This window comes from Chromobacterium sp. Beijing (assembly GCF_021496765.1).
Lineage (GTDB): Bacteria > Pseudomonadota > Gammaproteobacteria > Burkholderiales > Chromobacteriaceae > Chromobacterium.
Genome location: NZ_CP053750.1, coordinates 4,088,605 through 4,110,942, shown reverse-complemented (window position 1 = coordinate 4,110,942; position 22,338 = coordinate 4,088,605). Strand labels below are relative to the sequence as shown.

Annotated in this window: 21 protein-coding genes; 15 read left to right on the top strand and 6 right to left on the bottom strand. The window is 62.2% G+C overall.

Annotated elements, in window-relative coordinates; all coding sequences use genetic code 11:
* Nucleotides 1–234 precede the first annotated feature (234 nt).
* The 6 genes from HQN78_RS19030 (at nucleotide 235) to HQN78_RS19005 (ending at nucleotide 7,680) form a co-directional block, all read left to right on the top strand.
* Complete coding sequence (locus HQN78_RS19030; RefSeq protein WP_235085575.1) at nucleotides 235–1,617, top strand: OprD family outer membrane porin; 1,383 nt, start codon at nucleotides 235–237, stop codon at nucleotides 1,615–1,617.
* Between the two features lie 191 nt (nucleotides 1,618–1,808).
* The gene (locus HQN78_RS19025) at nucleotides 1,809–3,068 is read left to right on the top strand and encodes an ABC transporter substrate-binding protein (protein ID WP_227105885.1); all 1,260 of its coding nucleotides are present in this window, start codon (nucleotides 1,809–1,811) and stop codon (nucleotides 3,066–3,068) included.
* Nucleotides 3,069–3,317: 249 nt separating this feature from the next.
* Nucleotides 3,318–4,181, top strand: a complete 864-nt coding sequence (locus HQN78_RS19020) for a carbohydrate ABC transporter permease (RefSeq protein WP_235085573.1) — start codon at nucleotides 3,318–3,320, stop codon at nucleotides 4,179–4,181.
* A 9-nt stretch (nucleotides 4,182–4,190) separates the two neighbouring features.
* Nucleotides 4,191–5,060 carry a carbohydrate ABC transporter permease gene (locus HQN78_RS19015; RefSeq protein ID WP_107801329.1) on the top strand — a complete coding sequence of 290 codons (870 nt, stop codon included), beginning with the start codon at nucleotides 4,191–4,193 and terminating at the stop codon, nucleotides 5,058–5,060.
* Complete coding sequence (nagZ, locus tag HQN78_RS19010; RefSeq protein ID WP_235085571.1) at nucleotides 5,057–6,556, top strand: beta-N-acetylhexosaminidase; 1,500 nt, start codon at nucleotides 5,057–5,059, stop codon at nucleotides 6,554–6,556. Before HQN78_RS19015 ends, nagZ begins: the two co-directional genes overlap by 4 nt.
* Before the next feature lie 11 nt (nucleotides 6,557–6,567).
* Nucleotides 6,568–7,680 carry an ABC transporter ATP-binding protein gene (locus HQN78_RS19005; protein ID WP_235085569.1) on the top strand — a complete coding sequence of 371 codons (1,113 nt, stop codon included), beginning with the start codon at nucleotides 6,568–6,570 and terminating at the stop codon, nucleotides 7,678–7,680.
* A gap of 156 nt (nucleotides 7,681–7,836) precedes the next feature.
* On the opposite strand, the gene HQN78_RS19000 is transcribed toward HQN78_RS19005, so the two are convergent.
* Complete coding sequence (locus HQN78_RS19000; protein ID WP_227105891.1) at nucleotides 7,837–8,514, bottom strand: B3/4 domain-containing protein; 678 nt, start codon at nucleotides 8,512–8,514, stop codon at nucleotides 7,837–7,839.
* A gap of 308 nt (nucleotides 8,515–8,822) precedes the next feature.
* Here HQN78_RS19000 and HQN78_RS18995 point away from each other — a divergent pair, with 308 nt between their 5' ends.
* From HQN78_RS18995 to HQN78_RS18970, 6 genes are all read left to right on the top strand, one after another.
* On the top strand, nucleotides 8,823–9,170 hold the full coding sequence (locus HQN78_RS18995) for a hypothetical protein (protein WP_235085566.1): 348 nt from the start codon (nucleotides 8,823–8,825) through the stop codon (nucleotides 9,168–9,170).
* Nucleotides 9,154–9,750 carry a PAAR domain-containing protein gene (locus tag HQN78_RS18990; protein ID WP_158274394.1) on the top strand — a complete coding sequence of 199 codons (597 nt, stop codon included), beginning with the start codon at nucleotides 9,154–9,156 and terminating at the stop codon, nucleotides 9,748–9,750. The genes HQN78_RS18995 and HQN78_RS18990 overlap by 17 nt, the downstream gene beginning before the upstream one ends.
* Complete coding sequence (locus tag HQN78_RS18985) at nucleotides 9,737–10,309, top strand: hypothetical protein (RefSeq protein ID WP_235085563.1); 573 nt, start codon at nucleotides 9,737–9,739, stop codon at nucleotides 10,307–10,309. The genes HQN78_RS18990 and HQN78_RS18985 overlap by 14 nt, the downstream gene beginning before the upstream one ends.
* A gap of 1 nt (nucleotide 10,310) precedes the next feature.
* Nucleotides 10,311–10,604, top strand: a complete 294-nt coding sequence (locus tag HQN78_RS18980; protein WP_235085561.1) for a hypothetical protein — start codon at nucleotides 10,311–10,313, stop codon at nucleotides 10,602–10,604.
* A gap of 75 nt (nucleotides 10,605–10,679) precedes the next feature.
* Nucleotides 10,680–10,970: a hypothetical protein gene (locus HQN78_RS18975; RefSeq protein WP_227105901.1), complete on the top strand. Its 291-nt coding sequence runs from the start codon at nucleotides 10,680–10,682 to the stop codon at nucleotides 10,968–10,970.
* 148 nt (nucleotides 10,971–11,118) lie between these two features.
* Nucleotides 11,119–11,409, top strand: a complete 291-nt coding sequence (locus HQN78_RS18970; protein ID WP_235085559.1) for a hypothetical protein — start codon at nucleotides 11,119–11,121, stop codon at nucleotides 11,407–11,409.
* A gap of 170 nt (nucleotides 11,410–11,579) precedes the next feature.
* Here the strand turns inward: HQN78_RS18970 and HQN78_RS18965 are convergent, their stop codons facing one another.
* The 5 genes from HQN78_RS18965 to glpK all read right to left on the bottom strand — a co-directional run bounded on the left by HQN78_RS18965 (nucleotide 11,580) and on the right by glpK (nucleotide 18,022).
* Entirely contained in the window at nucleotides 11,580–12,098 is a 519-nt protein-coding gene (locus tag HQN78_RS18965; RefSeq protein WP_235085557.1) for a hypothetical protein, read from the bottom strand.
* Between the two features lie 252 nt (nucleotides 12,099–12,350).
* Entirely contained in the window at nucleotides 12,351–13,868 is a 1,518-nt protein-coding gene (gene glpD / locus HQN78_RS18960) for a glycerol-3-phosphate dehydrogenase (RefSeq protein ID WP_235085554.1), read from the bottom strand.
* Between the two features lie 389 nt (nucleotides 13,869–14,257).
* Complete coding sequence (glpT, locus tag HQN78_RS18955; protein WP_227105909.1) at nucleotides 14,258–15,604, bottom strand: glycerol-3-phosphate transporter; 1,347 nt, start codon at nucleotides 15,602–15,604, stop codon at nucleotides 14,258–14,260.
* A 124-nt stretch (nucleotides 15,605–15,728) separates the two neighbouring features.
* Nucleotides 15,729–16,430 carry an MIP/aquaporin family protein gene (locus tag HQN78_RS18950; protein ID WP_107801339.1) on the bottom strand — a complete coding sequence of 234 codons (702 nt, stop codon included), beginning with the start codon at nucleotides 16,428–16,430 and terminating at the stop codon, nucleotides 15,729–15,731.
* A gap of 86 nt (nucleotides 16,431–16,516) precedes the next feature.
* A complete protein-coding gene (gene glpK / locus HQN78_RS18945; RefSeq protein WP_107801340.1) occupies nucleotides 16,517–18,022 on the bottom strand; it encodes a glycerol kinase GlpK in 1,506 nt (501 codons plus the stop codon).
* 728 nt (nucleotides 18,023–18,750) lie between these two features.
* Between glpK and pyk the strand changes: the two genes are divergently transcribed.
* The 3 genes from pyk (at nucleotide 18,751) to HQN78_RS18930 (ending at nucleotide 22,331) form a co-directional block, all read left to right on the top strand.
* Complete coding sequence (gene pyk, locus HQN78_RS18940) at nucleotides 18,751–20,157, top strand: pyruvate kinase (RefSeq protein WP_235085552.1); 1,407 nt, start codon at nucleotides 18,751–18,753, stop codon at nucleotides 20,155–20,157.
* A 113-nt stretch (nucleotides 20,158–20,270) separates the two neighbouring features.
* Nucleotides 20,271–21,068, top strand: a complete 798-nt coding sequence (locus HQN78_RS18935; RefSeq protein ID WP_235085549.1) for an ABC transporter substrate-binding protein — start codon at nucleotides 20,271–20,273, stop codon at nucleotides 21,066–21,068.
* Nucleotides 21,069–21,119: 51 nt separating this feature from the next.
* Nucleotides 21,120–22,331, top strand: a complete 1,212-nt coding sequence (locus HQN78_RS18930; protein WP_235085547.1) for a winged helix-turn-helix domain-containing protein — start codon at nucleotides 21,120–21,122, stop codon at nucleotides 22,329–22,331.
* The last annotated feature ends 7 nt before the right edge of the window (nucleotides 22,332–22,338 follow it).

Below are 22,338 nucleotides of genomic sequence, written 5' to 3'. Positions count from 1 at the left end.
CTCCAAATTTTGTTCGTAAAAACAAAAAGCAGATGCCTTTCATTCGCATTCAGCGTCCATCTGACGTCAAAGAACGGCTACTTCCAGCAAACCCATGTGCATGGCAGCATTGCAACAATATGACGAATTATTTTGCAATACCAATGAGATACCAATTGAGAACCAGTAAAAGACCAGATAGTTTTAGCGCAGGACATCCGCCAGAGGTGTCGCCACGTGATTGGAGTGACTGAAATGCCTAAGCCGACCAAGCTTGCCCTACTGCTGTTGACCGCCCTGCCCTGTGTCGTCATGGCGGCGGAAGACTCGATTCCGACCAACGACACCTCGCCCACCCAGGGCGCGCCGTCCACCTTCGAACCGGTGGACGTCTACGACTTGATCACCAAGTCCGAAACCACCGTCAGCGCCATCTATTACGGCCGCAACCGCCAGGCGGACTGGCCGGCCCCGCCCAATGGCAAGAACCGCGACGACATCACCGTCAACGCGCTCAACCTGGGCCTGAACTTCCGCTCCGGCTACGCCTGGAACAAGCTGGGCTTCGACGCCGCCGCCCACGCCGCCATCCGCCTGGACAGCGGCAAAGGCTGGTCGGAAGTGCTGAATCACGACGTCAACGACAGCTCCCAGCCCGGCGGCGTGGACAAGAGCGCCGCGGTCTTGAGCCAGGCGGCGCTGAAATTCCGCCAGCACGAGGACGGCCAGGGCTTCTCCGCCCGCGCCGGCTACACCCCGATAGGCATCGGCACCCTGGGCACCTCCGGCGGCCTGCAATCCCACGCCTACCGCGGCGTGGAAATGAAATACAAGTTCGGCGACTTCGAAGTGGGCTACGGCTGGGCCGACCAGTTCCGCAACGAATGGGACACCCGCTTCCGCGACATGAGCAACTCCTGGGAACAGGGCCGCAGCAACGGCAGCACCGCCAAGCGCGTCGACTACGTCAACAGCCTGGGCTTCCGCTACGCGCCCAAGAACGGCTTCGTCGACGTCGGCGTAGGCGAAGGCAAGGACTACCGCCGCAACGCCCAGATCGCCGGCTCCTACTCCTGGCAGCTCAACGGCGACGACAAGCTGACCGCCACCGGCTACTACTTCACCGGCAAGTACCAGACCCAGCTCTCCGGCATCCAGAACCCCAAGAACGAATACCACGCCAGCGGCAGCGTCAGCTACGCCACCAACGGCTGGACGCTGATGGGCGGCCTGGGCTACACCAAGGCCCCGGACTCCGGCGAACTGAACTTCCGCATGACGCCGTGGGGCAATAGCGACAACCGCAACTTCATCCAGACCTGGGGCCAGCTGGACGACTTCGTCTGGGACGGCACCACCGTCTACAAGCTGGGCGTCAACTACGACCTGGCCAAGGTGGGCGTGCCCGGCCTGACCGTGGGCCTGTCCGGCAACTACGCCACCGGAATGAAAAACTCGGGCAAGGCGGACACCAAGGCGCACGAGGTGGACTTCAGCATCGGCTACAGCGTGCAAAGCGGCATGTTCAAGGGCGCCAGCATCGGCGTCTACCCGGCCTGGCTGCGCACCGACGGCTTCTACGGCAAATCCGACCGCAACGACGTCAAGGTGATCGCTTCCTACAGCAAAACCTTCTGATCCGCGCGGCCGGCCGGGGCCCTTCCTCCCCCGTCCGGCCGTCGGCTCACTGGCATTGAACTGGTCTCGCTTTCATTGACACCACTTCAATGCCACAATGCGGAAAAACGCCAATCAAATGGCATAACAACACAGCAAGCCCGCCGTCAGACTGGCCGCCCGCCAGCGCCGGCCTCCAAGGAGAAACCATCATGAAACTCAACGCCTTCGCTCGCGCCGCCCTGCTCATCGCCGGCTGCGCCGTCGCCCTGCCGGCGCTGGCCGCCGACAAACCGGTGCTGGAAGTGTGGACCATGAGCCTGTCGCCCAAATTCGACGGCTACTTCAAGGACCTGGTCGGCAAATACAACGCCCAGAATCCCAATGTCGAAATCAAATGGACCGACTACCCCTGGGACGTGATCCAGTCCAAGTTCACCGCCGCCGTCGGCGCCGGCAAACCGCCGGCCCTGGTCAACCTGAACGTGCCCTGGGCTTACGACTACAAGCAAAGCGGCCTGCTGCAGCCGCTGGACGGCGTGATCAACAAGGGCCAGTACGTGGACGGCGCGATCAAGGACGTGACCTTCGACGGCAAGGTCTACGCCTTCCCGCACTACAACGGCGCCAACGTCATCGCCTATAACGCCGAACTGTTCAAGAAAGCCGGCCTCAACCCGGCCAAGCCGCCCAAATCGCTGGACGAGCAGCTGGCTTACGCCAAAACCATCAAGGCCAAGACCGGCGTCGCCGGCTTCGCGCCGGCGCTGGGCCCCACCAAGATCGAAGGCTTTCTGATCCAGAACGGCCTACCCTTGCTCAAGGACGGCAAACCGGTGTTCAACAGCCCGGCCCACGTGGCCATGCTGAAAAAACTGGGCGACGCCTACAAATCCGGCGCGCTGCTGAAGGACAATCTGTTCGCCCAGGACAACTTCCAGGTGTCCATCGCCGCCTACAACAGCGGCCGCATGGCCATGCTGGTCACCACCCCGGCCTCGCTGACCCGGGTGCGCGACGAAGCGCCCAAGCTCTACCAGTCCACTCAGGTGGCTCCGGCGCCCATCGGCCCCACCGGCATCGCCGCCGGCGGCTGGATGTTCAACTTCGGCGTGGCGCGCAACGTCAACAAGGCGCTGCTGCCGGAAATAGGCAAGTTCGGCAACTACCTGACCAACGCCGACAACCAGCTCGCCTTCGCCAAACTGGCCGGCACCCTGCCCACCGCGCGCAAGGCGGCGCAGGATCCCTACTTCCAGAAAGTGGCCAATGACGCCGGCGCGGCGGAAAAAGCCGTAGGCGTGGCCGCCGCCAGCCTGGACAAGACCCGCACCATCTACCTGGCCGGCGTCAAGGATCCGGACGTGCTGTCCGCCCGCCTGGCCGCCGCGGTGGAAAAAGCCGTCACCGGCCGCCAGGACCCCAAGGCCGCGCTGGACGAGGCGGCGGCGTTCTGGAGCGGCAAGCTCTGAGAACGTGTTTACGATCTCGCGAGCGAAGACGAGACAAGGCGTTGCGGCTGAGAAAGCGGAATGTACGCGTGCTACATCAGCATTTCGAAGCGGTACTCACCGTGTGACGTCTCACGACGCGCAGCAGATCGTAAACAGGTTCTGATACGCGCTTGAACGCGGCGGCGTCCCAGACCCCGCCGCCCCGCAACCCGCAGGCCGACGCCGCATCCCGGCGCCGGCCTGCCGCTACGTCACAAGGTTCTGCCCATGCGCACCAAGACCACGCTGCAAGCCTATCTGTTCCTGGCCCCGGCGCTGCTGCTGATGCTGGCGTTCTCCTTCTGGCCGGTGGGCTTCGGCAGCTTCATCGCCTTCACCCAGTACAATCTGATCGACAGTCCGCGCTGGGTGGGCCTGGACAATTTCCGCGATTTGTTCGGAGACGAACTGTTCCTGGCCTCGCTGAAAAATTCCGCCGTCTACCTGCTGGTGGTGCCGGTGATCCAGATCATCGCCATGCTGCTGGCGGTACTGGTCAACAACCAACTGCCGGCGATCAAGTGGTTCCGCGCCGCCTACTACCTGCCCGTGGTCACCTCGGTATCGGTGATCGGCATCATCTGGAACTTCATGTACACCGAGGACGGCGTGCTCAACGCCGCGCTGCACTGGCTGCGGGTGATCAACGAACCGGTGGGCTGGCTCAACGACGACCGCATCGCGCTGTTCGCGGTGATGTTCATCACCGTCTGGCGCGGCCTGGGCTGGTATATGGTGCTCTACCTGGCCGGCCTGCAAGCGGTGCCGGCCGACATCTACGAAGCCGCGCAGCTGGACGGCGCCAACGCCTGGCAGCGCTTCTGGCGCATCACCGTGCCCCTGCTGGCGCCCACCATCCTGCTGTGCTCGGTGATGTCGGTGCTGGCCGCGGTCAAGGCCTTCGAAGAGGTGCAGATCATGACCAAGGGCGGACCGATGCAATCCACCTACACCGCGCTGTTCTACGCCTACGAGTTCGGCATCAAATCGCTGAATTTCGGCCGCGCGCTGGCCGCCAGCCTGGTGATGTCGGTGTTCTGCGTGGCGCTGGCCTGGTTGAACTTCCGCTATCTGCAGCCGCGCGACGCTTAAGGAAACGCCATGCACAACACCGCCACCCTCGCCGCGCCCGCCGCCCGCCGCCACAGCGCCCGGCTGAGCAAGCTGGCCGGCCGCGGCCTGCACTATCTGGTGCTGAGCCTGATCGCCGTCGTCACCGTCTATCCGTTCTGGTGGACGCTGGTCACCGCGCTGTCCACCGAGGGCGACGTGTTCGCCTTCCCGCCGCCCTTGCTGCCCAGCGCCCCCGGCCTGGACAACTTCAAGGAAGCGGTGTCCAGCATCGATCTGCTGGCCTTCTACAAGAACTCCGTCGTCATCGCGCTGGCCACCGTGGCCGGCACCCTGCTGGTCAGCGCGCTGGCCGCCTACCCGCTGGCGCGGATGCGTTTTCCCGGCCGCAAGCTGGTGTTCGGCGCCATCCTCGCCACCATGATCCTGCCCAGCGAAGTCAATTTCCTGGTCAACTTCATCACCGTGTCCAAGCTGCAGCTCACCGACAGCTACAGCGGCGTGGTGCTGCCCACGCTGGCGGGCGCGGTGGGCATCTTCCTGATGAAGCAGGCCTTCGAAGCCGTGCCGCAGGATCTGATCGACGCCGCCCGCGTCGACGGCGCCGGCGACTGGCAGATCTTCTGGAAAATCATGCTGCCGCTGTCGCGCCCGGCCTTGGCGGCGCTGACCATACTCACCATGGTGTCGGCGTGGAACCAATACATCTGGCCGTCCATCGTGATGTCCAGCCCGGACAAATTCCCGCTGTCGGTGGGCGTGCTCTACCTGTCCGGCGCCTTCAGCTTCAAGACCCGGGTGGTGGCCGCCGGCGCGGTGCTGACCGTGCTGCCCATCCTGCTGGTCTTCCTGTTCACCCAGCGCTACTTCCTGCGCGGATTCGATGGAGCCGTCAAATGAGCGATACCCTGCAACAACTGGCCGGCCAGGCGCTGATGGTGGACGTGGCCGGCCCTCGCCTGGGTGATGAGGAAGCCGCCTTCCTGCAAGAATTGGGCGCGCGCGCCATCTGCCTGTTCCGCCGCAATGTGCCGGACGAGGCCAGCATCCGCCGGCTGATCGCCGATCTGCAATGCGCGCTGGGCGAGGACATCCTGATCGGCATGGATCAGGAAGGCGGCGCTGTGATGCGCACCCTGTTCCTGCCGGCGGCGCCGTCGGCGATGGCGCTGGGCGCGGTGGACGACGCCGAACTGGCCGAGAAAGTGGGCGCCGCGGTGGCGCGCGGCCTGGCCAGCCTGGGCGTGAACTGGAACTTCGCCCCGGTGCTGGACCTCAACAACAACCCGGCCAATCCGGTGATCTCGGAACGCTCCTTCGGCGAGGACCCGCTCAAGGCGACGCGGCTGGCGCGCGCCTGGATCAACGGCCATTTGTCCGAAGGCGTGGCCTGCTGCGTCAAGCACTTCCCCGGCCACGGCGACACCCATACCGATTCCCACCTGGACCTGCCGGTGGTGGACAAGCCCAAGGCCGAGCTGCGCGATTACGAACTGTCGCCGTTCGCCGCGCTGGCCGACCTCGCCCCCGGCATGATGAGCGCCCACATCCGCTTTCCGACGCTGGACGCGGACTGGCCGGCCACGCTGTCGCCGGCCATCTTGCAGCAACTGCTGCGCGAGCAGCTGGGCTACCAGGGCGTGGTGATCACCGACGGCATGAATATGAAGGCCATCCGCGAACGCTGGGGCCAGGCCCAGGGCAGCGCGCAGGCGCTGGCCGCCGGCGCCGACCTCAGCCTGGTGCTGCAATTCCCGGACGAAATGGAGGAGAGCAAGCAGGCCTTGATAGCCGCCGTCTCCGCCGGCCGGCTGAGCGAGGCGCGGCTGCAAGAAGCGGCCGCGCGCGTGGACGCGCTGATCCGGCGCTACCCCAGCCGTCAGCGCGATTACGACGCGGCGCAGCGCGCCGCCGACGCCGACTTGTTCGCCGACGCCTGGCGCCGCGCGCTGACCGCCCACGGCCAGCCGCAACGGCCGCCGGCCGGCGCCACGCTGCGCCTGGTGGTGCAGGACCAGGCGCCGTCCGACGGCGTGTCCGAGGCCGGCCTGTCCGCCGACGCGCTGATCGCTCGGCTGATCGCCCAGCTGTCGCGCCGCTTCAGCCTGGAAGTGATCCGCTACCAGCGGCGCGAGGAACTGGACTGGCGCCGGCTGCCTCAGGACGGCCGCTACACCGTGGTCGCCTCCACCACCCGCGAACGCTACGGCGCGCGCGAGCGCGCCGAATGGCGGCCGGATCTACACCTGGCCTTGTGGAACCCCTACGCCGCCGCCGATCTCGACGCGCCGGCGCTGATCAGCTACGGTTTCGCCGACGCGGCGCTGGACGCCGTCGCCCAATGGCTGGCCGGCGAGATAGACGCCGCGGGCGCGCTGCCAGCGCGCCTGCACTAAAAGGATTCGATATGGCCCACCTCAAGCTCAGCAATATTAAAAAAGTCTACGACGACGGCAACGCGGTCATCCACGGCGTCGACCTCGCCGTCCGCGACGGCGAATTCATGGTCTTCGTCGGCCCGTCCGGCTGCGGCAAATCCACGATGATGCGCATGATCGCCGGCCTGGAAGACATCAGCGCCGGCGAACTGTGGATAGGCGGCCAGCTCGCCAACGACATCCAGCCGTCCAAGCGCGGCGTGGCCATGGTGTTCCAGAGCTACGCGCTCTATCCGCACATGACGGTGCGGGAAAACATGGCCTTCGGCCTCAAGCTGGCCGGCAAGAGCAAGCAGGAAATCGCCGCCGCCGTGCACCGCGCGGCGCTGACCCTGCAGATCGAACACCTGCTGGACCGCAAACCCAAGGCCCTGTCCGGCGGCCAGCGCCAGCGCGTGGCCATCGGCCGCGCCATCGTGCGCAAGCCGGAGGTGTTCCTGTTCGACGAGCCGCTGTCCAATCTGGACGCCGCGCTCAGGGTGCAGATGCGCATCGAACTGGCGCGTCTGCACAAGGAACTGGGCAGCACCATGATTTACGTCACCCACGACCAGGTGGAAGCGATGACCATGGGCGACCGCATCGCCGTGTTCAACGCCGGCCGCATCGAACAAGTGGGCACGCCGCTGGAGCTCTACCAGCGCCCGGCCAACCGCTTCGTCGCCGGCTTCATCGGCTCGCCCAAGATGAACTTCCTGCCGGCGGCCATCGCCGCGGACGGCCCGGCCGGCCTGGCGCTGGAACTGCCCGGCGGCCACCGGCTGAGCCTGCCCTTCCAGGGCCGCGCCGGCGACGCCGCCACCCTGGGCGTGCGCGCCGAACACCTGCGCTTCGCCGACGCCGGCGTGCCGGCGACGGTGCAGTTGGTCGAACACCTGGGCGATGTGCAGATCGTCTACGTCCAGGCCGACGGCGTGGCCGAGCCCATCGCGGTCAAGCTGGGCGGCCAGGACGCCGCCCCACCGGCCGGCAGCGCCTGCCGCCTGGCGCTGGACGCCGAGCACTGTCATCTGTTCGACGCCCGGAACCAGGCCTTGCCCCGGCTGACGACTCAAGCGCAGGCCCAGACCGAGACGGTGTGAACAACGGCAGCGCATACGCAAAAAGGACGCGATCGCGTCCTTTTTCATTTATCCACAGAAAACCTTATCCTGCCGTTTTATCCACAAGCCGCCATCGCCGCGCGACGATGCTCGGCTAAAAGCAGGCCTGCGCCACTTACCCACAAGCCGGCGTCTTCACGCCGCTTTATCCACAGCGGCCAGTTCAAAGCTCGCCCGCGCCGCGTCCAGTTCGAAACGCAGCAGCCTTCCGGCATGCGGCCGCAGTTGCTCAGCCAGCCAGTCCATGCCCGCCGCGCCGGAAGGAAACCCCTGATCCGGGCGCTCGCTGACGAAGACCACGTCGCGGCTGCCGGCGTCCAGCTTGAACAGGTCCGACTCCAGCCAGTTCAGACAGCGGCACACCACCCGCCGCTCGCCGTTCAGCCACACCGCCTCGCCCGGCTGCGGCGTTTCCGCCTGATCCCGTCCCAGCGGCAGGAAGGACTCGTCGCCCGCCGCCAGATCCAATTGCAATACGCCGCCCAGCTTGGCGATGTCCTCGCCGCCAAACGGGCTCAGGCTCGACAAGGACGCCTGATTGTACAAGTCCACCAGCGGCAGAATGCTGCGCAGCTTGTCCTTTTGCGCCGCCTTGACCAGGTATTCCAGCGAACAGCGCGCCTTCTTGTCGCCGGGCAAGTCCTTGTACAACTGCTTCCAGGCTTGCAGCAGCGCGTCCAGATCGCGCTCCGGCTCCGGCAGCGTCGGCAAGCGCGCGGGCAAGGCGGCGGCGTCTATCTCCAGCGCGATCAGGCCGCTGACCTGGATCTGCGGCAGGCGGGACAATAAGGCGGGGCTCAGGGCAATCTGCATCTCGGACTTTCCACGGTTGAATCCGCCTCAGCATAGGCCCGCCGCGGACAAAGGGGAAACGCGTTTTTTTGCTGGGGCATTAGTGAAACTGAATCCATTATGATTTCTGGCTGCCCACGCAATAAAAACCATTACTGCCAATAAATAACCCATCATTAAAAATAAGCAAAGCATCAATCATTTTTAATGTATTTATTTTTTTATATAAACGCAATGGAATGCAAATAGAAATACTAGTCTTTAAGCCAGTTGCCGGCACCTACCATTAAATAAATCATCATTATTTTTAAATAATCAGGGGTGCAATCATGGGAACTTGGCATCAAGTTGCACTGGATGGGAGTGTGAGCCAAAAAGGCGGAGTATTGAAAGCCACCAGCAAAATCACCTGCGACAATATAAAAGTGGGTCAGACCGGCGATATTGTCGAATATCCGGACGGCAGCACCGCCATCGTCAGCGCTGGCTGCGGCCACGCTTTCTATAACAGGGAAACCGGTAAATCGCTGGCGCTGATAGGCAGCCCGCTCAGCAACGGCGACAAGATCCGTTCGGGCCCGCCCAGTGGCTTGCGCTTCCTTGATGAATACGAAGGGAAACCCATCCCCGGCTTCTTGGACCCTGACTGGAGCCCGGACCTTGTCAAAGAGATATAACTGCTGCCTTGGAGCAAGCACCACCGCCGGCGGCGTCATCGTAGCCGCCAGCGGGCAAGGACGCATCGAGGGCAGGGAACTGGCCGTTGAAGGCGACCCCATTCATTGTCCGGCCTGCAACCGCCTAGGCCGCATCCTCTGCGTGCCGCCGCGGACATCGGAAATCTGGCATGGCAAACAAGCCGCGCTGGAGGGCGATCTGTGCATCTGCCAGTGCGAACCGCCGCCCAAACTGATCGCCAATCAAAAGCTGAAAAGCAATTCGACCGATGAAGGCGAACCTCCGCCTCCGCCGCCTGGACATGCGGCAACACAGGACTATGTCTCGCCCTACCGCTTCGAAATCCAGTACCAACTGGTCAGCGAGACAACAGGCAAACCGCATGTGGGCATGCCTTATCGCATAGACCTGCAAGACAACACCTTCAGAACCGGACTGACGGATTCGCTGGGCATGACCCAACTCATCGTCAGCACCCTGTGCATGAACTCAACCTTGACGGCCCCCTACCATGACGACAATACACAGACCTTTGATGGCGAGATCGGAAGCGACGCCTGTTGTAGTGACGATTCCTGAACCCGAACTCAGCGGCATGGCCTGGGTGGAGCGCTATCCAGCAAGTGCTAGCATTTCTGAACTGGAGCCGACTTTCCAGGCCAATGTCCGGGCTTTTGTTGAGGCATTGAAAGCGGCAGGAGCAACTGTGCGAGTAGCGTCAACTTATAGACCGGAAAAACGGGCTTACCTTTTTCATTGGAGCTATCTAATTGCTAAGAAAAAAGTGAAACCAAATAAAGCTGTTCTACGCCCTGACATCCATATCCTATGGGATCATGGTAATGATGAGAAATCCATTTCTGCTGCAAGAGCCATGGCTCAGTACTTTGAAATTCTTCACTTAGGCACTATTCCAGCACTTAGAACACGACATACTATGCGCCAAGCTATTGATATGAGTATCACTTGGTCAGGCGATTTGATAATCACCAATAACGATAGCTCGATCATAACAATCAAGACAACACCTCGTACTGGCATGAACAAGGAGTTACACGCGGTCGGGGCCACTTATAATGTCGTAAAATTCAAACTTGGCTCAAAAGACAAGCCTCATTGGTCCGTAGATGGAAGATAATATGAAACAATCAGTCACGATATTAATATTAATGCTAACTTTAAACAATAGTTACGCCAGTAATCTCGAAAAAAAAGAGATACAGGTATTTTTTGAAAATGCTCAGATTTGTGAACATTTATCCGGGGAGGTCAGTGGAGGGTATAAGGCAAAAGCTATTGATATCAAAAATGCTAATAAATATTGTGGAACAGCCAAGCGGCAAAGGAAAAAATTGTTGGAAAAATATAAAAATGATGAAGAAGTAATAAAAGCAATTAGGGAGTTTGATGAAACACTTGACCCAAAATATTGAAGAATAATAAAAATATCCGTTTATGAGTAATTAAAAATCTTTAGCCACAATGTAATTTCTATCTTATTTAACAATATGAAAAATTTACTCACTATTTTGGTAATGCTCTCCAGCAATCTCTATGCCGGCAACCTCAGCAATAAGGATGTAAAAAGCTTTATGGATAATGCAGAGATTTGTGAGCATCTGTTAGGTGAAGTATCAGGGGATGGTGATGCCCGCCAGATGGACGTTATTAAGGATGCTAACAAGCATTGCGAAAGGGCAGATAAATTGAGAAGGCAATTGTTAGTGAAATACAAAAATGATCATAAGGTCATTAAAGCCATAAGACAGTTTGATGAAGTATTGGATTATAAGGATTGATAATTGCGATTGTTTTAACGACAATTAACAAACACTGATATCATGACCATCAAACAATGGCAAGTTGCGAATAAAGAACAGCATATCGCCGTTATCATCTACGATATTGTAAAATTTAAATGGGAGAAAAGTATTTTTATTTATTAATATGAAAAAGTTTCTCACTATTTTGGCACTACTCTCCAGCAACCTCTATGCCAGCGACCTCAGCAATAAGGATGTAAAAAACTTTATAGATAATGCTGAAACCTGTGAACATTTGTCAGGTGAAATATCCGGCGATAATGATGCTCGTCAACGCGAAGTTATCCGTGATTTAAATAAATACTGTAATCGAGCAATGAAACAACAAAAACGATTACTAATAAAATACAAAGCAAACCCTGAAGTCGTAGCTGAATTGAAGAAATGGAATGAAGTATTCGGTATTGTGGAATGAACCGAGTGATGGATGCCCACCGCTAGACATGCGGGCTTGGATGCTGTGGATAAGAACAGCCCGCAGCTAAGCGGCGTCAGCTTCTAAAGCAGCATGCTGCAAACCAAGCAAGCCGGGCACAAATAGCAAGCCCGGCGCCATGGCCGGGCAGAAACCGCATTGGCGCGAGCTCAGTGGATAGAGCCGCCCATCTTGCCATCCGCGTCCAGGAGTTCAACCGCGTTGAGCACCGCCTCTTCTATCAGCGAAAAAAAGCCGGCCCAGTATTCGCCTTCCAGCCCTTCCGCAGTGAAATCGGCGTGCTCCGCCATGCGCGCCAACAGCGAATCTTCCGCATGGCAGGGGTGCTCCGCCACGTAGGCCATGTAATGGCCGGCAAACGCGCGGCCCATCCGGTAAGCCTCTTGATTGCTTACCGTGGCTGGCACCAACTGGCAGTACAAACGCAAACGCGCCGGCAGACACACGGCGAAAGAGGGCTCCTGCAAGGACTCCGTCTGGGCGACGGAATGCTCATCATGACGAAATGGACGTTTTACGGACATAAAGCCTCCCATTGGTCGTAGAACCTGTTCAATGCCTGCGCTGCGCGAAGCTTTTCGCGGCGAACGCCGCTTCAGAACGCCCACTACCGTATTCTTCAGCCGCGGCGCCTTGCCTCGCTCAAATTGATCAGGCTCCCACTGCATGCCTGGCTTCAGGCTAGGAAAACAAAGAGTAGCAGCTTTGGCGCGCCAAGGCCCGCGCATGCCGTCCCGGCCCCGCCGAGGGCGGGCGGCGAGCGATCAAGCCGGCCGCTTGCCTGCGCTGTGGATGAATCCGGGTTTCAGGCTTGCCTGTGGATACATCCGCTAAAGTCCGCATCGCGCCGCCCGCCAAAGAACCGGCAAAGAAAAAGCCCGGCGCAAGGCCGGGCTGTTCTGGCTTGAAACCGCCTTGAATCAGGCGGTCAGCCGCTGCTCGCGCGCGGCGGCCTGGCCCAATAACCAGGCGTCGATCACCTGGGCGGCGTGCGCCGGCAGGTGCAGCTTGAGCTTGGAACGGCGCCACAGGATATCCTCGCTGCGCGTCGCCCATTCCTCGTTCACCAGATAACGCAACTCGGCTTCGTACAAGCCGGGCAGGAGTTCCGCGCCCAATTGCTCCAGGCCGGCGGCCTCGCCTATCAATCTAGCCACACGGGTGCCGTAGGCGCGCGCCCAGCGTCGCGCCAACGCTTCCGGCAGCCACGGATATTGCTGGCGCAGGCTTTGCAGGAAGCGCTCGAAATCCGCGCCCGGCATATCGCCGCCCGGCAGCGGCGCGTCGGCGGTCCAGGTGGTCTTGTTGTTGCCCAGCAACGGCGCCAGCTTGTCCACCGCCTCTTCCGCCAGTTTGCGGAAGGTGGTGATCTTGCCGCCGAACACCGACAGCAGCGGCGCGCCGTCCAGATCCATTTCCAGCGAGTAATCGCGGGTGACGCTGGCGGCATTGCTGGCTTCGTCGTCCAGCAGCGGACGCACGCCGGAGTAAGTGGACAGCACGTCGGCCGGGCTGATCTGGGTCTGGAAGTAGCGGTTGCTCATCTGACACAGATACGCCACTTCCTGATCGTCTATCGCCACCTTGGCCGGATCGCCGCGGTATTCCACATCGGTGGTGCCGATCAGGGTGAAATCCTGCTCGTAGGGAATCGCGAAAATGATGCGCTTGTCCGGGTTCTGGAAGATGTAGGCGTAAGGGTGGTCGAACAGCTTCTTGACCACGATGTGGCTGCCCTTGACCAGACGGATGGACTTGCCGGACGGCAAGGCCAGCGTGTCCTTGATCAGGCTTTCCACCCACGGGCCGGCGGCGTTGACCAGCGCGCGGGCGCGCGCCTGGCTGCGGCTGCCGTCTTCGGCCTGCAGTTCGCACAGCCAGTGTTCGCCGTCGCGGCGGGCGCCGACGCAGGCGGTGCGGGTCTGCACCCGCGCGCCGCGCTCGGCGGCGTCCTTGGCGTTGAGCACCACCAGGCGCGCGTCCTGCACCCAGCCGTCGGAGTAGACGAAGCCGCGCTTGAACGCCGGCTTGATCGGCTGGCCGGCCGGGTGGCTGGCGAAGCTGACGGTTTCGGAGCCGGGCAGCACTTCGCGGCGCGCCAGGTGATCGTAGAGGAACAGGCCGCAGCGTATCATCCATTCCGGACGCTGGTTCTTGTCGTGCGGCATCACGAAGCGCAGCGGCCAGATGATGTGCGGCGCGGCCTTGAGCAGCACTTCGCGCTCTTGCAGCGCTTTGCGCACCAGGCCGAATTCATAGTATTCGAGATAGCGCAGGCCGCCGTGAATCAGCTTGGTGCTGGCGGAGGAGGTGTGCGCGGCCAGATCGTCCTTTTCGCACAGCATCACCGACAAGCCGCGTCCGGCCGCGTCGCGCGCGATGCCGGCGCCGTTGATGCCGCCGCCGATCACCATCAGGTCGTAAATCTCCACTGCCATCTTCCCTACCTCTTTCTTTCCAGGGGCCTGCTTAGAGGCTGTTCAAAGTCTGCTGCGCGTCGTGGAGCATCACACGGTGAGTACAGCTTGTACCACGTGTGCATTCCGCTTTCTCAGCCGCAAGGCCTTGTCTCGCTCTTGCTCGCGAGACTTTGAACAGCTTCTTAGCGCCGTTATTCCCTCGCCGGCGCGCGTCAACGCCCCAGCAATGCCATCCTACCCAGAATAATTATAAACGAACAAAAATACAACATTTTGCTTTCGTTTATACGTTGTTAGCACGCGGTTTTGTCTTTTTAACCGACTAAACGCGGAAATACGCAAAAAAACAGGCGGCAACCTGAGTCGCCGCCTCGTAAAGCGCCCGGCAGCGCCGGGCCCTGCGGGATCTACACCCGGTTCAAGGCGGCGTCCTGATCGCGCCCATGCCAAGTGGTCAAAGCCAGCAGCACGATGGCGGCGACGCAAGAGCCCACCATCAGCATGAAGCCGCCGTCCCAACCAAAGTGGTCGACGGTGTAGCCGACCACCGCATTGGCGGCCACCGAGCCGCCCAGATAGCCGAACAGGCCGGTGAAGCCGGCGGCGGTGCCGGCGGCTTTCTTCGGCGCCAACTCCAGCGCGTGCAGGCCCACCAGCATCACCGGGCCGTAAATCAGGAAGCCGATGGCGATCAGCGCCAGCATGTCCACGGTGGGATTGCCAGCCGGGTTCAGCCAGTACACCACGGTGGCCACGGTCACCAGGGCCATGAACAGCATGCCGGTGGCGCCGCGGTTGCCCTTGAACAGCTTGTCGGACATCCAGCCGCACAGCAGGGTGCCGGGAATGCCGGCCCATTCGTACAAGAAGTAGGCCCACGACGATTTGTCCACCGAGAAGTGCTTGACCTCTTTCAGATAGGTGGGCGCCCAGTCCAGCACGCCGTAGCGCAGCAGGTAGATGAACACGTTGGCGAAGGCGATGTACCACAACAATTTGTTGGGCAGGATGTATTTCTTGAAGATGTCGCGCGCGCTCAGCTCTTGCTCGTGGCTGGCGTCGTAGTCTTCCGGGTAGTCGTTCTTATAGGCTTCCACCGGCGGCAGGCCGCAAGACTGCGGGGTGTCGCGCATGGTCAGATAGGCGAAGATGGCCACGCCGATGGCGGCGGCGGCCGGCACGTAGAAGGCGGCGCGCCAGTCGTTGAACCAGCCCATGCCCAGGATGAACAGCGGGCCGATCAGGCCGCCGCCCACGTTATGCGCGCAGTTCCAGATCGACACGATGCCGCCGCGCTCCTTCTGCGACCACCAGTGCACCATGGTGCGGCCGCTGGCCGGCCAACCCATGCCCTGGAACCAGCCGTTGAGGAAGAGCAGCACGAACATGATCCCCACGCTGGACGTGGCCCAGGGGGCGAAGCCCATCAGCAGGAAGATCGCGGCGGACAAAATCAGGCCAACGCTGAGGAAGACGCGGGGGTTGGAGCGGTCGGACACCGCGCCCATCAGGAATTTGGAAATGCCGTAGGCGATGGCGACGCCGGACATGGCGAAGCCCAGGTCGCCGCGCGAATAGCCTTGCTCCACCAGGTAGGGCATGGCCAGGGAGAAATTCTTGCGCACCAGGTAATAACCGGCGTAGCCGATGAAGATGCCGAGGAAGATCTGCCAGCGCAGTCTCCGGTACAAGCTGTCTTGCTCAGAGGAGGGCAATAGCGGCTGATGCGCCGCCGGACGGAACATGCTGATCATGGGAACACCTCATTTTTTAGTGTGGCAACTACGGTCCGATCTGCGCCGGCTCCGGATTACAAGCGCGGCGGCTAAAACGCCGCCGCGCGAAAACTGCGGCCGGCTCCAAGGAACCGGCCAGGCATCACAGGGTATAGGCCAAGGCCGCCAGCGCGCCGCCGATCAGGGAGCCGACCACCGGCACCCAGGCATAGCCCCAGTCGCTGTCGCGCTTGCCGGGAATCGGCAGGATGGCGTGCATGATGCGCGGCGCCAGATCGCGGGCCGGGCTCATCGCATAGCCGGTGGTGCCGCCCAGCGACACCCCGATGCCCAACACCAGCAGCGCCACCGGCAGCGCGTCGATGGCGCCCAGCGACATCTTGGGCGCCACCATGCTGAGGATGGCGAACACCAGCACGAAGGTGGCGACGATTTCGGACACCAGATTGCCCGGCAGGCTGCGGATGGCCGGGCCGGTGCAGAAGGTGGCCAGCTTGGTGTCGGCGCAATCGGTACTGTCAAAATGCTTGCGGTAGATCAGCCACATCAGGCCGGCGCCGCTCATGCCGCCCAGCATCTGCGCCAGCACGTAGCCGGGCACCTTGGCCCAGGCAAACTTGCCGGCCACCGCCAGCGCCACGGACACCGCCGGGTTCAGGTGGGCGCCGCTGATCGCCGCCACGCTGAACACGCCGACGAAGACCGCCATCGCCCAGCCGAAGGCGATGACGATGAGGCCGCTATTGTGGCCCTTGGTGTTTTTCAACAGCACATTGGCCACCACGCCGTTGCCCAGCAACACCAGCAAGGCGGTGCCGATGAATTCGCCCATTAAAGGATTCATGATTGTTTCTTCCGGATAAGGAGTGCGTCCGCCGCGCCCGGGCGGCGGAACCTATCAGTCGTCGCGTCCGAGACAGGCCGCGTTCATCAAGCCTGTTCGTCGTCGGCCCAGACCTTGGCGGCGTTCACCGCGCGCCGCCAGCCCTTGACCTTGCCGGCCACGTGCGCGGCTTCCAGCCGCGGCTTGAAGCGGTGGTCCAGCTGCCATTGGCCCTGGACGTCGTCGACGTTCTTCCAGTAGCCGACGGCGAGGCCGGCCAGATAGGCGGCGCCCAGCGCGGTGGTTTCGGTGATCTTGGGGCGCACCACGTCCACGCTCAGGATGTCGGACTGGAACTGCATCAGCAGTTCGTTGACGGTGGCGCCGCCGTCCACGCGCAATTCGGCGATGTCGAAGCCGGCGTCGGCCTCCATCGCCTTGAGCACGTCCATGGTCTGATAGGCGATGCTGTCCAGCGCCGCGCGGGCGATGTGGGCGGCCTTGGTGCCCAGGGTGGCGCCGACGATGGTGCCGCGCGCGTTCGGATTCCAATGCGGCGCGCCCAGGCCGGCGAAGGCCGGCACCAGGTAGACGCCGTCGCTGTCGGCCACTTCCTGGGCCAGCGGGCCCACGTCGGCGGAATGGCGGATGATGCCCAGGCCGTCGCGCAGCCACTTGACCACCGCGCCGCCGATGAAGATGGAGCCTTCCAGCGCGTACTGCACCTTGCCGTCCACCTTCCAGGCGATGGTGGTCAGCAGATTGTTCTTGGATTCGATCGGCGCGTCGCCGGTGTTCAGCATCATGAAGCAGCCGGTGCCGTAGGTGTTCTTCACCATGCCGGGGCGGGTGCATTGCTGGCCGAACAAGGCCGCCTGCTGGTCGCCGGCCACGCCGGCGATGGGGATGGCCACGCCAAGATGGGCGGCGTGGGTGTGGCCGTAGACTTCGCTGGAGCTTTTCACCTCCGGCAGCATGCTGGCCGGAATGCCCATGATGTCCAGCAGCTCGGCGTCCCATTCCAGGGTATGGATGTTGTACAGCATGGTGCGCGAGGCGTTGGACACATCGGTGACGTGCACCTTGCCGTGGGTGAAATTCCAGATCAGCCAGCTGTCCACGGTGCCGAAGGCCAGCTTGCCGTCGCGGGCGCGTTCCCGCGCGCCCGGCACATTGTCCAGAATCCACTTGATCTTGCTGCCGGAGAAATAGGCGTCCACCAGCAGGCCGGTCTTGGAGCGGATCAACTCGCCCAGGCCGCGCCCCTTCAGCTCATCGCAGAATTCCGCGGTGCGGCGGTCCTGCCATACGATGGCGTTGTAGACCGGGTGGCCGGTTTCGCGGTCCCATACAATCGTGGTTTCACGCTGATTGGTGATGCCGATGGCGGCAATGCTGCGGCCGTCGATGCCGGCCTTGGCCACGGCCTCGGCCGCCACGCCCACCTGGCCGCCCCAGATTTCCTGCGGATCGTGCTCCACCCAGCCCGGCTGCGGGTAGATCTGACGGAATTCCTTTTGCGCCAGCGACACGATGTCGCCGCTGCGATTAAACAAAATGGCGCGAGAACTGGTGGTGCCTTGATCCAAGGCCAACACGAATTGATCCTGCATAGGGTTTCTCCTGTTCAGCCGGTGGGCGGCCTGGTGTCTGTTCGTTCGTTGCATGCGGCGGCGGATGCCGGTTGCGGACCGTGCTCCATCGCTCAAGTTATTGATAATGTTTCTTTTTGTACTTATGACGTTCGTTTTATTTTCGAGCCATTCTAGGCCCCGGCCAAAGCTTGTCAATCGTTCTTCGTAAAAAAATCTTAATATTGCGACTTTCCGCGCCGCTCCAATTCATGCTGCAAAGCAATAACAGCAAGGGTTTGCTCCCTGTAGCGCTCCACTACAAAGGGTGCCGTTTCAGCAAGTTATCGAGTAAAAGCCCTATGTTGCAGCGCATTGGCCGCCATGATTCTCCACTGACTCTGTGTTGCAACAAAGTTTTTGTCTTTATCTGGAGATAAAATAACCCTGCTCTGGTCCCAAGATCCCCTAGGGCCAGCTTTTCGGCGGCTTCTCTCGCTTGCCGCTGAAAAGGGTAAAACGCGCAAAAAACGAACATTCACCCTGATCCAGTGGCGGGATTCGCACACAGGCCGCGCGTTTTCCGGCCTTAAACGCCGCCGGCCTTACGTAGTCAAGCCGCTACAGTCCGACTGTGGCAGCATGACAGACAGTTCCATCAAACGCGGCGCAGCCTAGATGGAAAGACGCACGGATGTGATTGGCAAAACAACACCGCCCACGCCAGGCCGCGCAACGCCTCGCGGCCGGACCGGGCATAAAGGACTGTCATGCTTCGCAATACCAAAATCCTAGCCACGCTGGGCCCGGCTTCCAGCACGCCCGAAATCATCCTGGAACTGGCGCGCTCCGGCGTGAACGTGTTCCGCCTCAATATGAGCCACGGCAGCCATGACGATCATCGCGCGCGCCTGGCCTCCATCCGCGCCGCCGAAGCCGCGCTCGGCTGCCCGCTGGGCGTGCTGGTGGACCTGCAAGGACCCAAGCTGCGCATCGGCCAGTTCGCCGTGCCGACGATGGTGAACACCGGCGACGCCTTCGACTTCGTGCTGGACGAGGTGGACGGCGACGCGCAACGCGCCAGCCTGCCGCATCCGGAAGCCTTCGCCGCGCTCAAGCCCGGCCATCGCATCCTGGTCAACGACGGCAAGCTGGCGTTTCACGTGGAACAAGTGGAAGCGCGCCGCATCGCCACCCGGGTGGAGGTGGGCGGGGAGTTGTCCAGCCGCAAGGGCTTCAATCTGCCGCAAACCATCCTGCCCCTGTCCGCCATCACCGACAAAGACCGGCTGGACGCCGAATTCGCGCTGAAGGAAGGCGCGGACTGGCTGGCGCTGTCCTTCGTGCAAACCGCCAACGACGTGCGCGAGCTGCGCGAACTGGTGGGACAGAAGCTGGGCATCATGGTCAAGATCGAAAAACCGTCGGCGGTGGACGAGCTGGACGCCATCACTGAACTGGCCGACGCGGTGATGGTGGCGCGCGGCGATCTGGGCGTGGAGCTGCCGCCGGAAGACGTGCCGGTGGTGCAACGCCGCATCGTCCATCAGTGCCGTCATCTGGGCCGCCCGGTCATCGTCGCCACCCAGATGCTGGAATCGATGATCACCGCGCCCACGCCCACCCGCGCCGAGGCCAACGACGTGGCCACCGCGGTTTACGAAGGCGCCGACGCGGTGATGCTGTCGGCGGAAACCGCCGCCGGCCAGTTCCCGCTGGAAGCGGTGCGCATCATGGACCGGGTGATCCGCCGCGTGGAAAGCGCGCCGGACTACCGCCGGGTGATGGCGCTGGATTACAGCGCCGCCGACGCGCCGGACCGCGCCGACGCCATCGCCGCCTGTGTGCGCAAAGTGGGTTCGCTGCTGCCGGTCACCGTGTCCGCCGCCTTCACCACCAGCGGCTCCACCTGCCTGCGGCTGGCGCGCGAGCGCCCGCACACCCCCATACTCGGCATCTCGCCGCGGCTGAACACCGCGCGCCGGCTGACCCTGGTCTGGGGCGTGGTGGCCTATAACGGCCCGGACGCGGAAAACCTGGAAGACATGGTGGTGAAAACCACCTTCGCCGCCACCAAGCTGGGCCTGGCGGAACAAGGCAAGCCCATGGTGATCATCGCCGGGGTGCCCTTCGGCACGCCGGGCACCACCAATTTGCTGCGCATCGTCTACCCTTGAACGCCGGCCGAGCGTCACAGCAAACGGAACCTTAGGGTTCCGTTTTCGTTTGCCCGTCGTCGGCCGCGGCAGCGGCTATGCTTAGCTGATCAGCACGTTCCGGATTCCTCTCGATGATCGCTAGCATCCGCCGCCTCGGCCTGACCCTGCTGCTGCTCGGCGCCTGCCTGACCGCGCCCTGCCGCGGGCAAGACGCGGACATCCTAACCGTGGCGGTGGACGCCAACGCGCCGCCCTTCATGTACGAGGAGAACGAACGGGTCGGCGGCCTCTACCCGCGCCTGGTCAGCGCCGTCTGCGATAAAGCCGGCATTCCCCATGCATTTCGGGCCCTGACGTGGCGCCGCGCGATCTTCGAACTGGACCGCAGCGCCATGGCGGCGGCCGGCATCTACAAAACCGTCAACCGCGAACAGCGTTACGACTTCAGCCTGCCGCTGTATCAGGAACGCATCGTGGTGGTCTACCTCCGCCAACGCCCCATCGATTTTCGCAGCCTGACGGATCTGGACAATAAGCGCGTCGGCGTGATGGCGGGCTGGAGCTACGGCGACGAATTCGACCGCGCCCGCGCCGACAAGCGTTTCAGCGCCTACGACGGCGACTCCGACCGCCAGAACCTGCAACTCCTGCAGCGCGGCAATCTGGACGCGGTGCTGGCGATACAGGAGGCGATGGACGCCAGAATGCAAAACGGCGCCTACGCCAATCTCGCGGTGGCGCCGGCCATCCTGGCCAGCAAAGCCACTTATCTGGCCATCAACAAAACCTCGCCGCAGCTGCCGCTGTTGCAGCGCTTCAACCAAGCGCTGGAGAAAATGCGCCAGGACGGCAGTTATCAACAATTGGTGAAGCAGTTCTTCTCCGGTCGCCCCCCTCCAAACCCTAGGCCGGACTTAGCGCCCCCCTGAGCAAAACGGTTTTTGCTATAGTCATCCACCTGTCCTACCGATGACCATGCCATGTCCATTTTGCACCTGTCGCCGCAGCAAGCCCGCCATCTGCAACTGGCCGCCCAAGGCCTGCTGAGCCCGCCGCGCCGCAAAGCCGGCAAGGCCGACGTGCTGGCCGCCATCCGCCGCATGGCCTTATTGCAGATCGACACCATACACGTGGTGGCGCGCAGCCCCTATCTGGTGCTGCACAGCCGGCTGGGATCCTACGATCCGGCCTGGCTGGACCAATTGCTGGCCGAAGGCCGGCTGTTCGAATACTGGGCGCACGAAGCCTGTTTCGTTCCCGCCGAGGACTACGGCCTGCTGCGCCATCGCATGCTCAAACCCGAGGCGATGGGCTGGAAATTCTCGCTGCGCTGGCTGGAGCAGCACCGCGCCGACATCGACGCGCTGATAGACGGCATCCGCGTCAACGGCCCGGCGCGTTCGGCGGACTTCGAACGCAAGGACGGCAAGGGCAACGGCTGGTGGGACTGGAAGCCGGAGAAACGACATCTGGAAGTGTTGTTCACGCTGGGCCGGCTGATGGTCAGGGAAAGACGCAATTTCCAGCGCGTCTACGATCTGGCGGAACGGGTGAAGCCCGGCTGGGACGACGCGCGCGACCTGCCCACCGAAGAACAGGCGCAATGGCGGATGCTGCGCAACAGCTGCCGCGCGCTGGGCGTGGTCAAGGCCGGCTGGGTGGCCGATTACTACCGGCTCAAGCGCGGCCGCTACGACGCCATGCTGCACCAGATGGCCGATGCCGGCGAACTGATCCCGGCCCGCATCGACGGCTGGCAGCACGACGTCTTCGTCGACGCCGATCTGGCGGAACGCCTGCCCCAAGCCGTCTCCGGCGAGCTCAAGGCCACCGCCACCGCCATCCTGTCGCCGTTCGACCCGCTGGTCTGGGACCGCAAGCGCGCGTCGGAGCTGTTCGACTTCGACTACCGCATCGAATGCTATACCCCGGCGCCCAAACGCCAGTACGGCTATTTCGTGCTGCCCATACTCAACCGCGGCAAGCTGGTGGGCCGGCTGGACGCCAAGGCCCATCGCGCCCAAGGCGTGTTCGAGGTCAAGGCGCTCTACCTGGAGCCCGGCGTTCGCCACAGCGCGCGGCTGAGCGCCGATCTCAAGACCGCGCTGCAAAAGCTGGCCGACTGGCACGGCGCGCCGCGGCTGCACGTGGAGCGCGCGCCGGGGGCGCTGGCGGCCGCTCTGAACGCCTGAGCGGAGG

Excerpts from the sequence above, each read along its gene's own strand:
- HQN78_RS19030 (WP_235085575.1), top strand. The coding sequence starts at position 235 with ATGCCTAAGCCGACCAAGCTTGCCCTACTGCTGTTGACCGCCCTGCCC.
- HQN78_RS19025 (WP_227105885.1), top strand. The coding sequence starts at position 1,809 with ATGAAACTCAACGCCTTCGCTCGCGCCGCCCTGCTCATCGCCGGCTGC.
- HQN78_RS19020 (WP_235085573.1), top strand. The coding sequence starts at position 3,318 with ATGCGCACCAAGACCACGCTGCAAGCCTATCTGTTCCTGGCCCCGGCG.
- HQN78_RS19015 (WP_107801329.1), top strand. The coding sequence starts at position 4,191 with ATGCACAACACCGCCACCCTCGCCGCGCCCGCCGCCCGCCGCCACAGC.
- nagZ (WP_235085571.1), top strand. The coding sequence starts at position 5,057 with ATGAGCGATACCCTGCAACAACTGGCCGGCCAGGCGCTGATGGTGGAC.
- HQN78_RS19005 (WP_235085569.1), top strand. The coding sequence starts at position 6,568 with ATGGCCCACCTCAAGCTCAGCAATATTAAAAAAGTCTACGACGACGGC.
- HQN78_RS19000 (WP_227105891.1), bottom strand. The coding sequence starts at position 8,514 with ATGCAGATTGCCCTGAGCCCCGCCTTATTGTCCCGCCTGCCGCAGATC.
- HQN78_RS18995 (WP_235085566.1), top strand. The coding sequence starts at position 8,823 with ATGGGAACTTGGCATCAAGTTGCACTGGATGGGAGTGTGAGCCAAAAA.
- HQN78_RS18980 (WP_235085561.1), top strand. The coding sequence starts at position 10,311 with ATGAAACAATCAGTCACGATATTAATATTAATGCTAACTTTAAACAAT.
- HQN78_RS18975 (WP_227105901.1), top strand. The coding sequence starts at position 10,680 with ATGAAAAATTTACTCACTATTTTGGTAATGCTCTCCAGCAATCTCTAT.
- HQN78_RS18970 (WP_235085559.1), top strand. The coding sequence starts at position 11,119 with ATGAAAAAGTTTCTCACTATTTTGGCACTACTCTCCAGCAACCTCTAT.
- HQN78_RS18965 (WP_235085557.1), bottom strand. The coding sequence starts at position 12,098 with ATGCAGTGGGAGCCTGATCAATTTGAGCGAGGCAAGGCGCCGCGGCTG.
- glpD (WP_235085554.1), bottom strand. The coding sequence starts at position 13,868 with ATGGCAGTGGAGATTTACGACCTGATGGTGATCGGCGGCGGCATCAAC.
- glpT (WP_227105909.1), bottom strand. The coding sequence starts at position 15,604 with ATGATCAGCATGTTCCGTCCGGCGGCGCATCAGCCGCTATTGCCCTCC.
- HQN78_RS18950 (WP_107801339.1), bottom strand. The coding sequence starts at position 16,430 with ATGAATCCTTTAATGGGCGAATTCATCGGCACCGCCTTGCTGGTGTTG.
- glpK (WP_107801340.1), bottom strand. The coding sequence starts at position 18,022 with ATGCAGGATCAATTCGTGTTGGCCTTGGATCAAGGCACCACCAGTTCT.
- pyk (WP_235085552.1), top strand. The coding sequence starts at position 18,751 with ATGCTTCGCAATACCAAAATCCTAGCCACGCTGGGCCCGGCTTCCAGC.
- HQN78_RS18935 (WP_235085549.1), top strand. The coding sequence starts at position 20,271 with ATGATCGCTAGCATCCGCCGCCTCGGCCTGACCCTGCTGCTGCTCGGC.
- HQN78_RS18930 (WP_235085547.1), top strand. The coding sequence starts at position 21,120 with ATGTCCATTTTGCACCTGTCGCCGCAGCAAGCCCGCCATCTGCAACTG.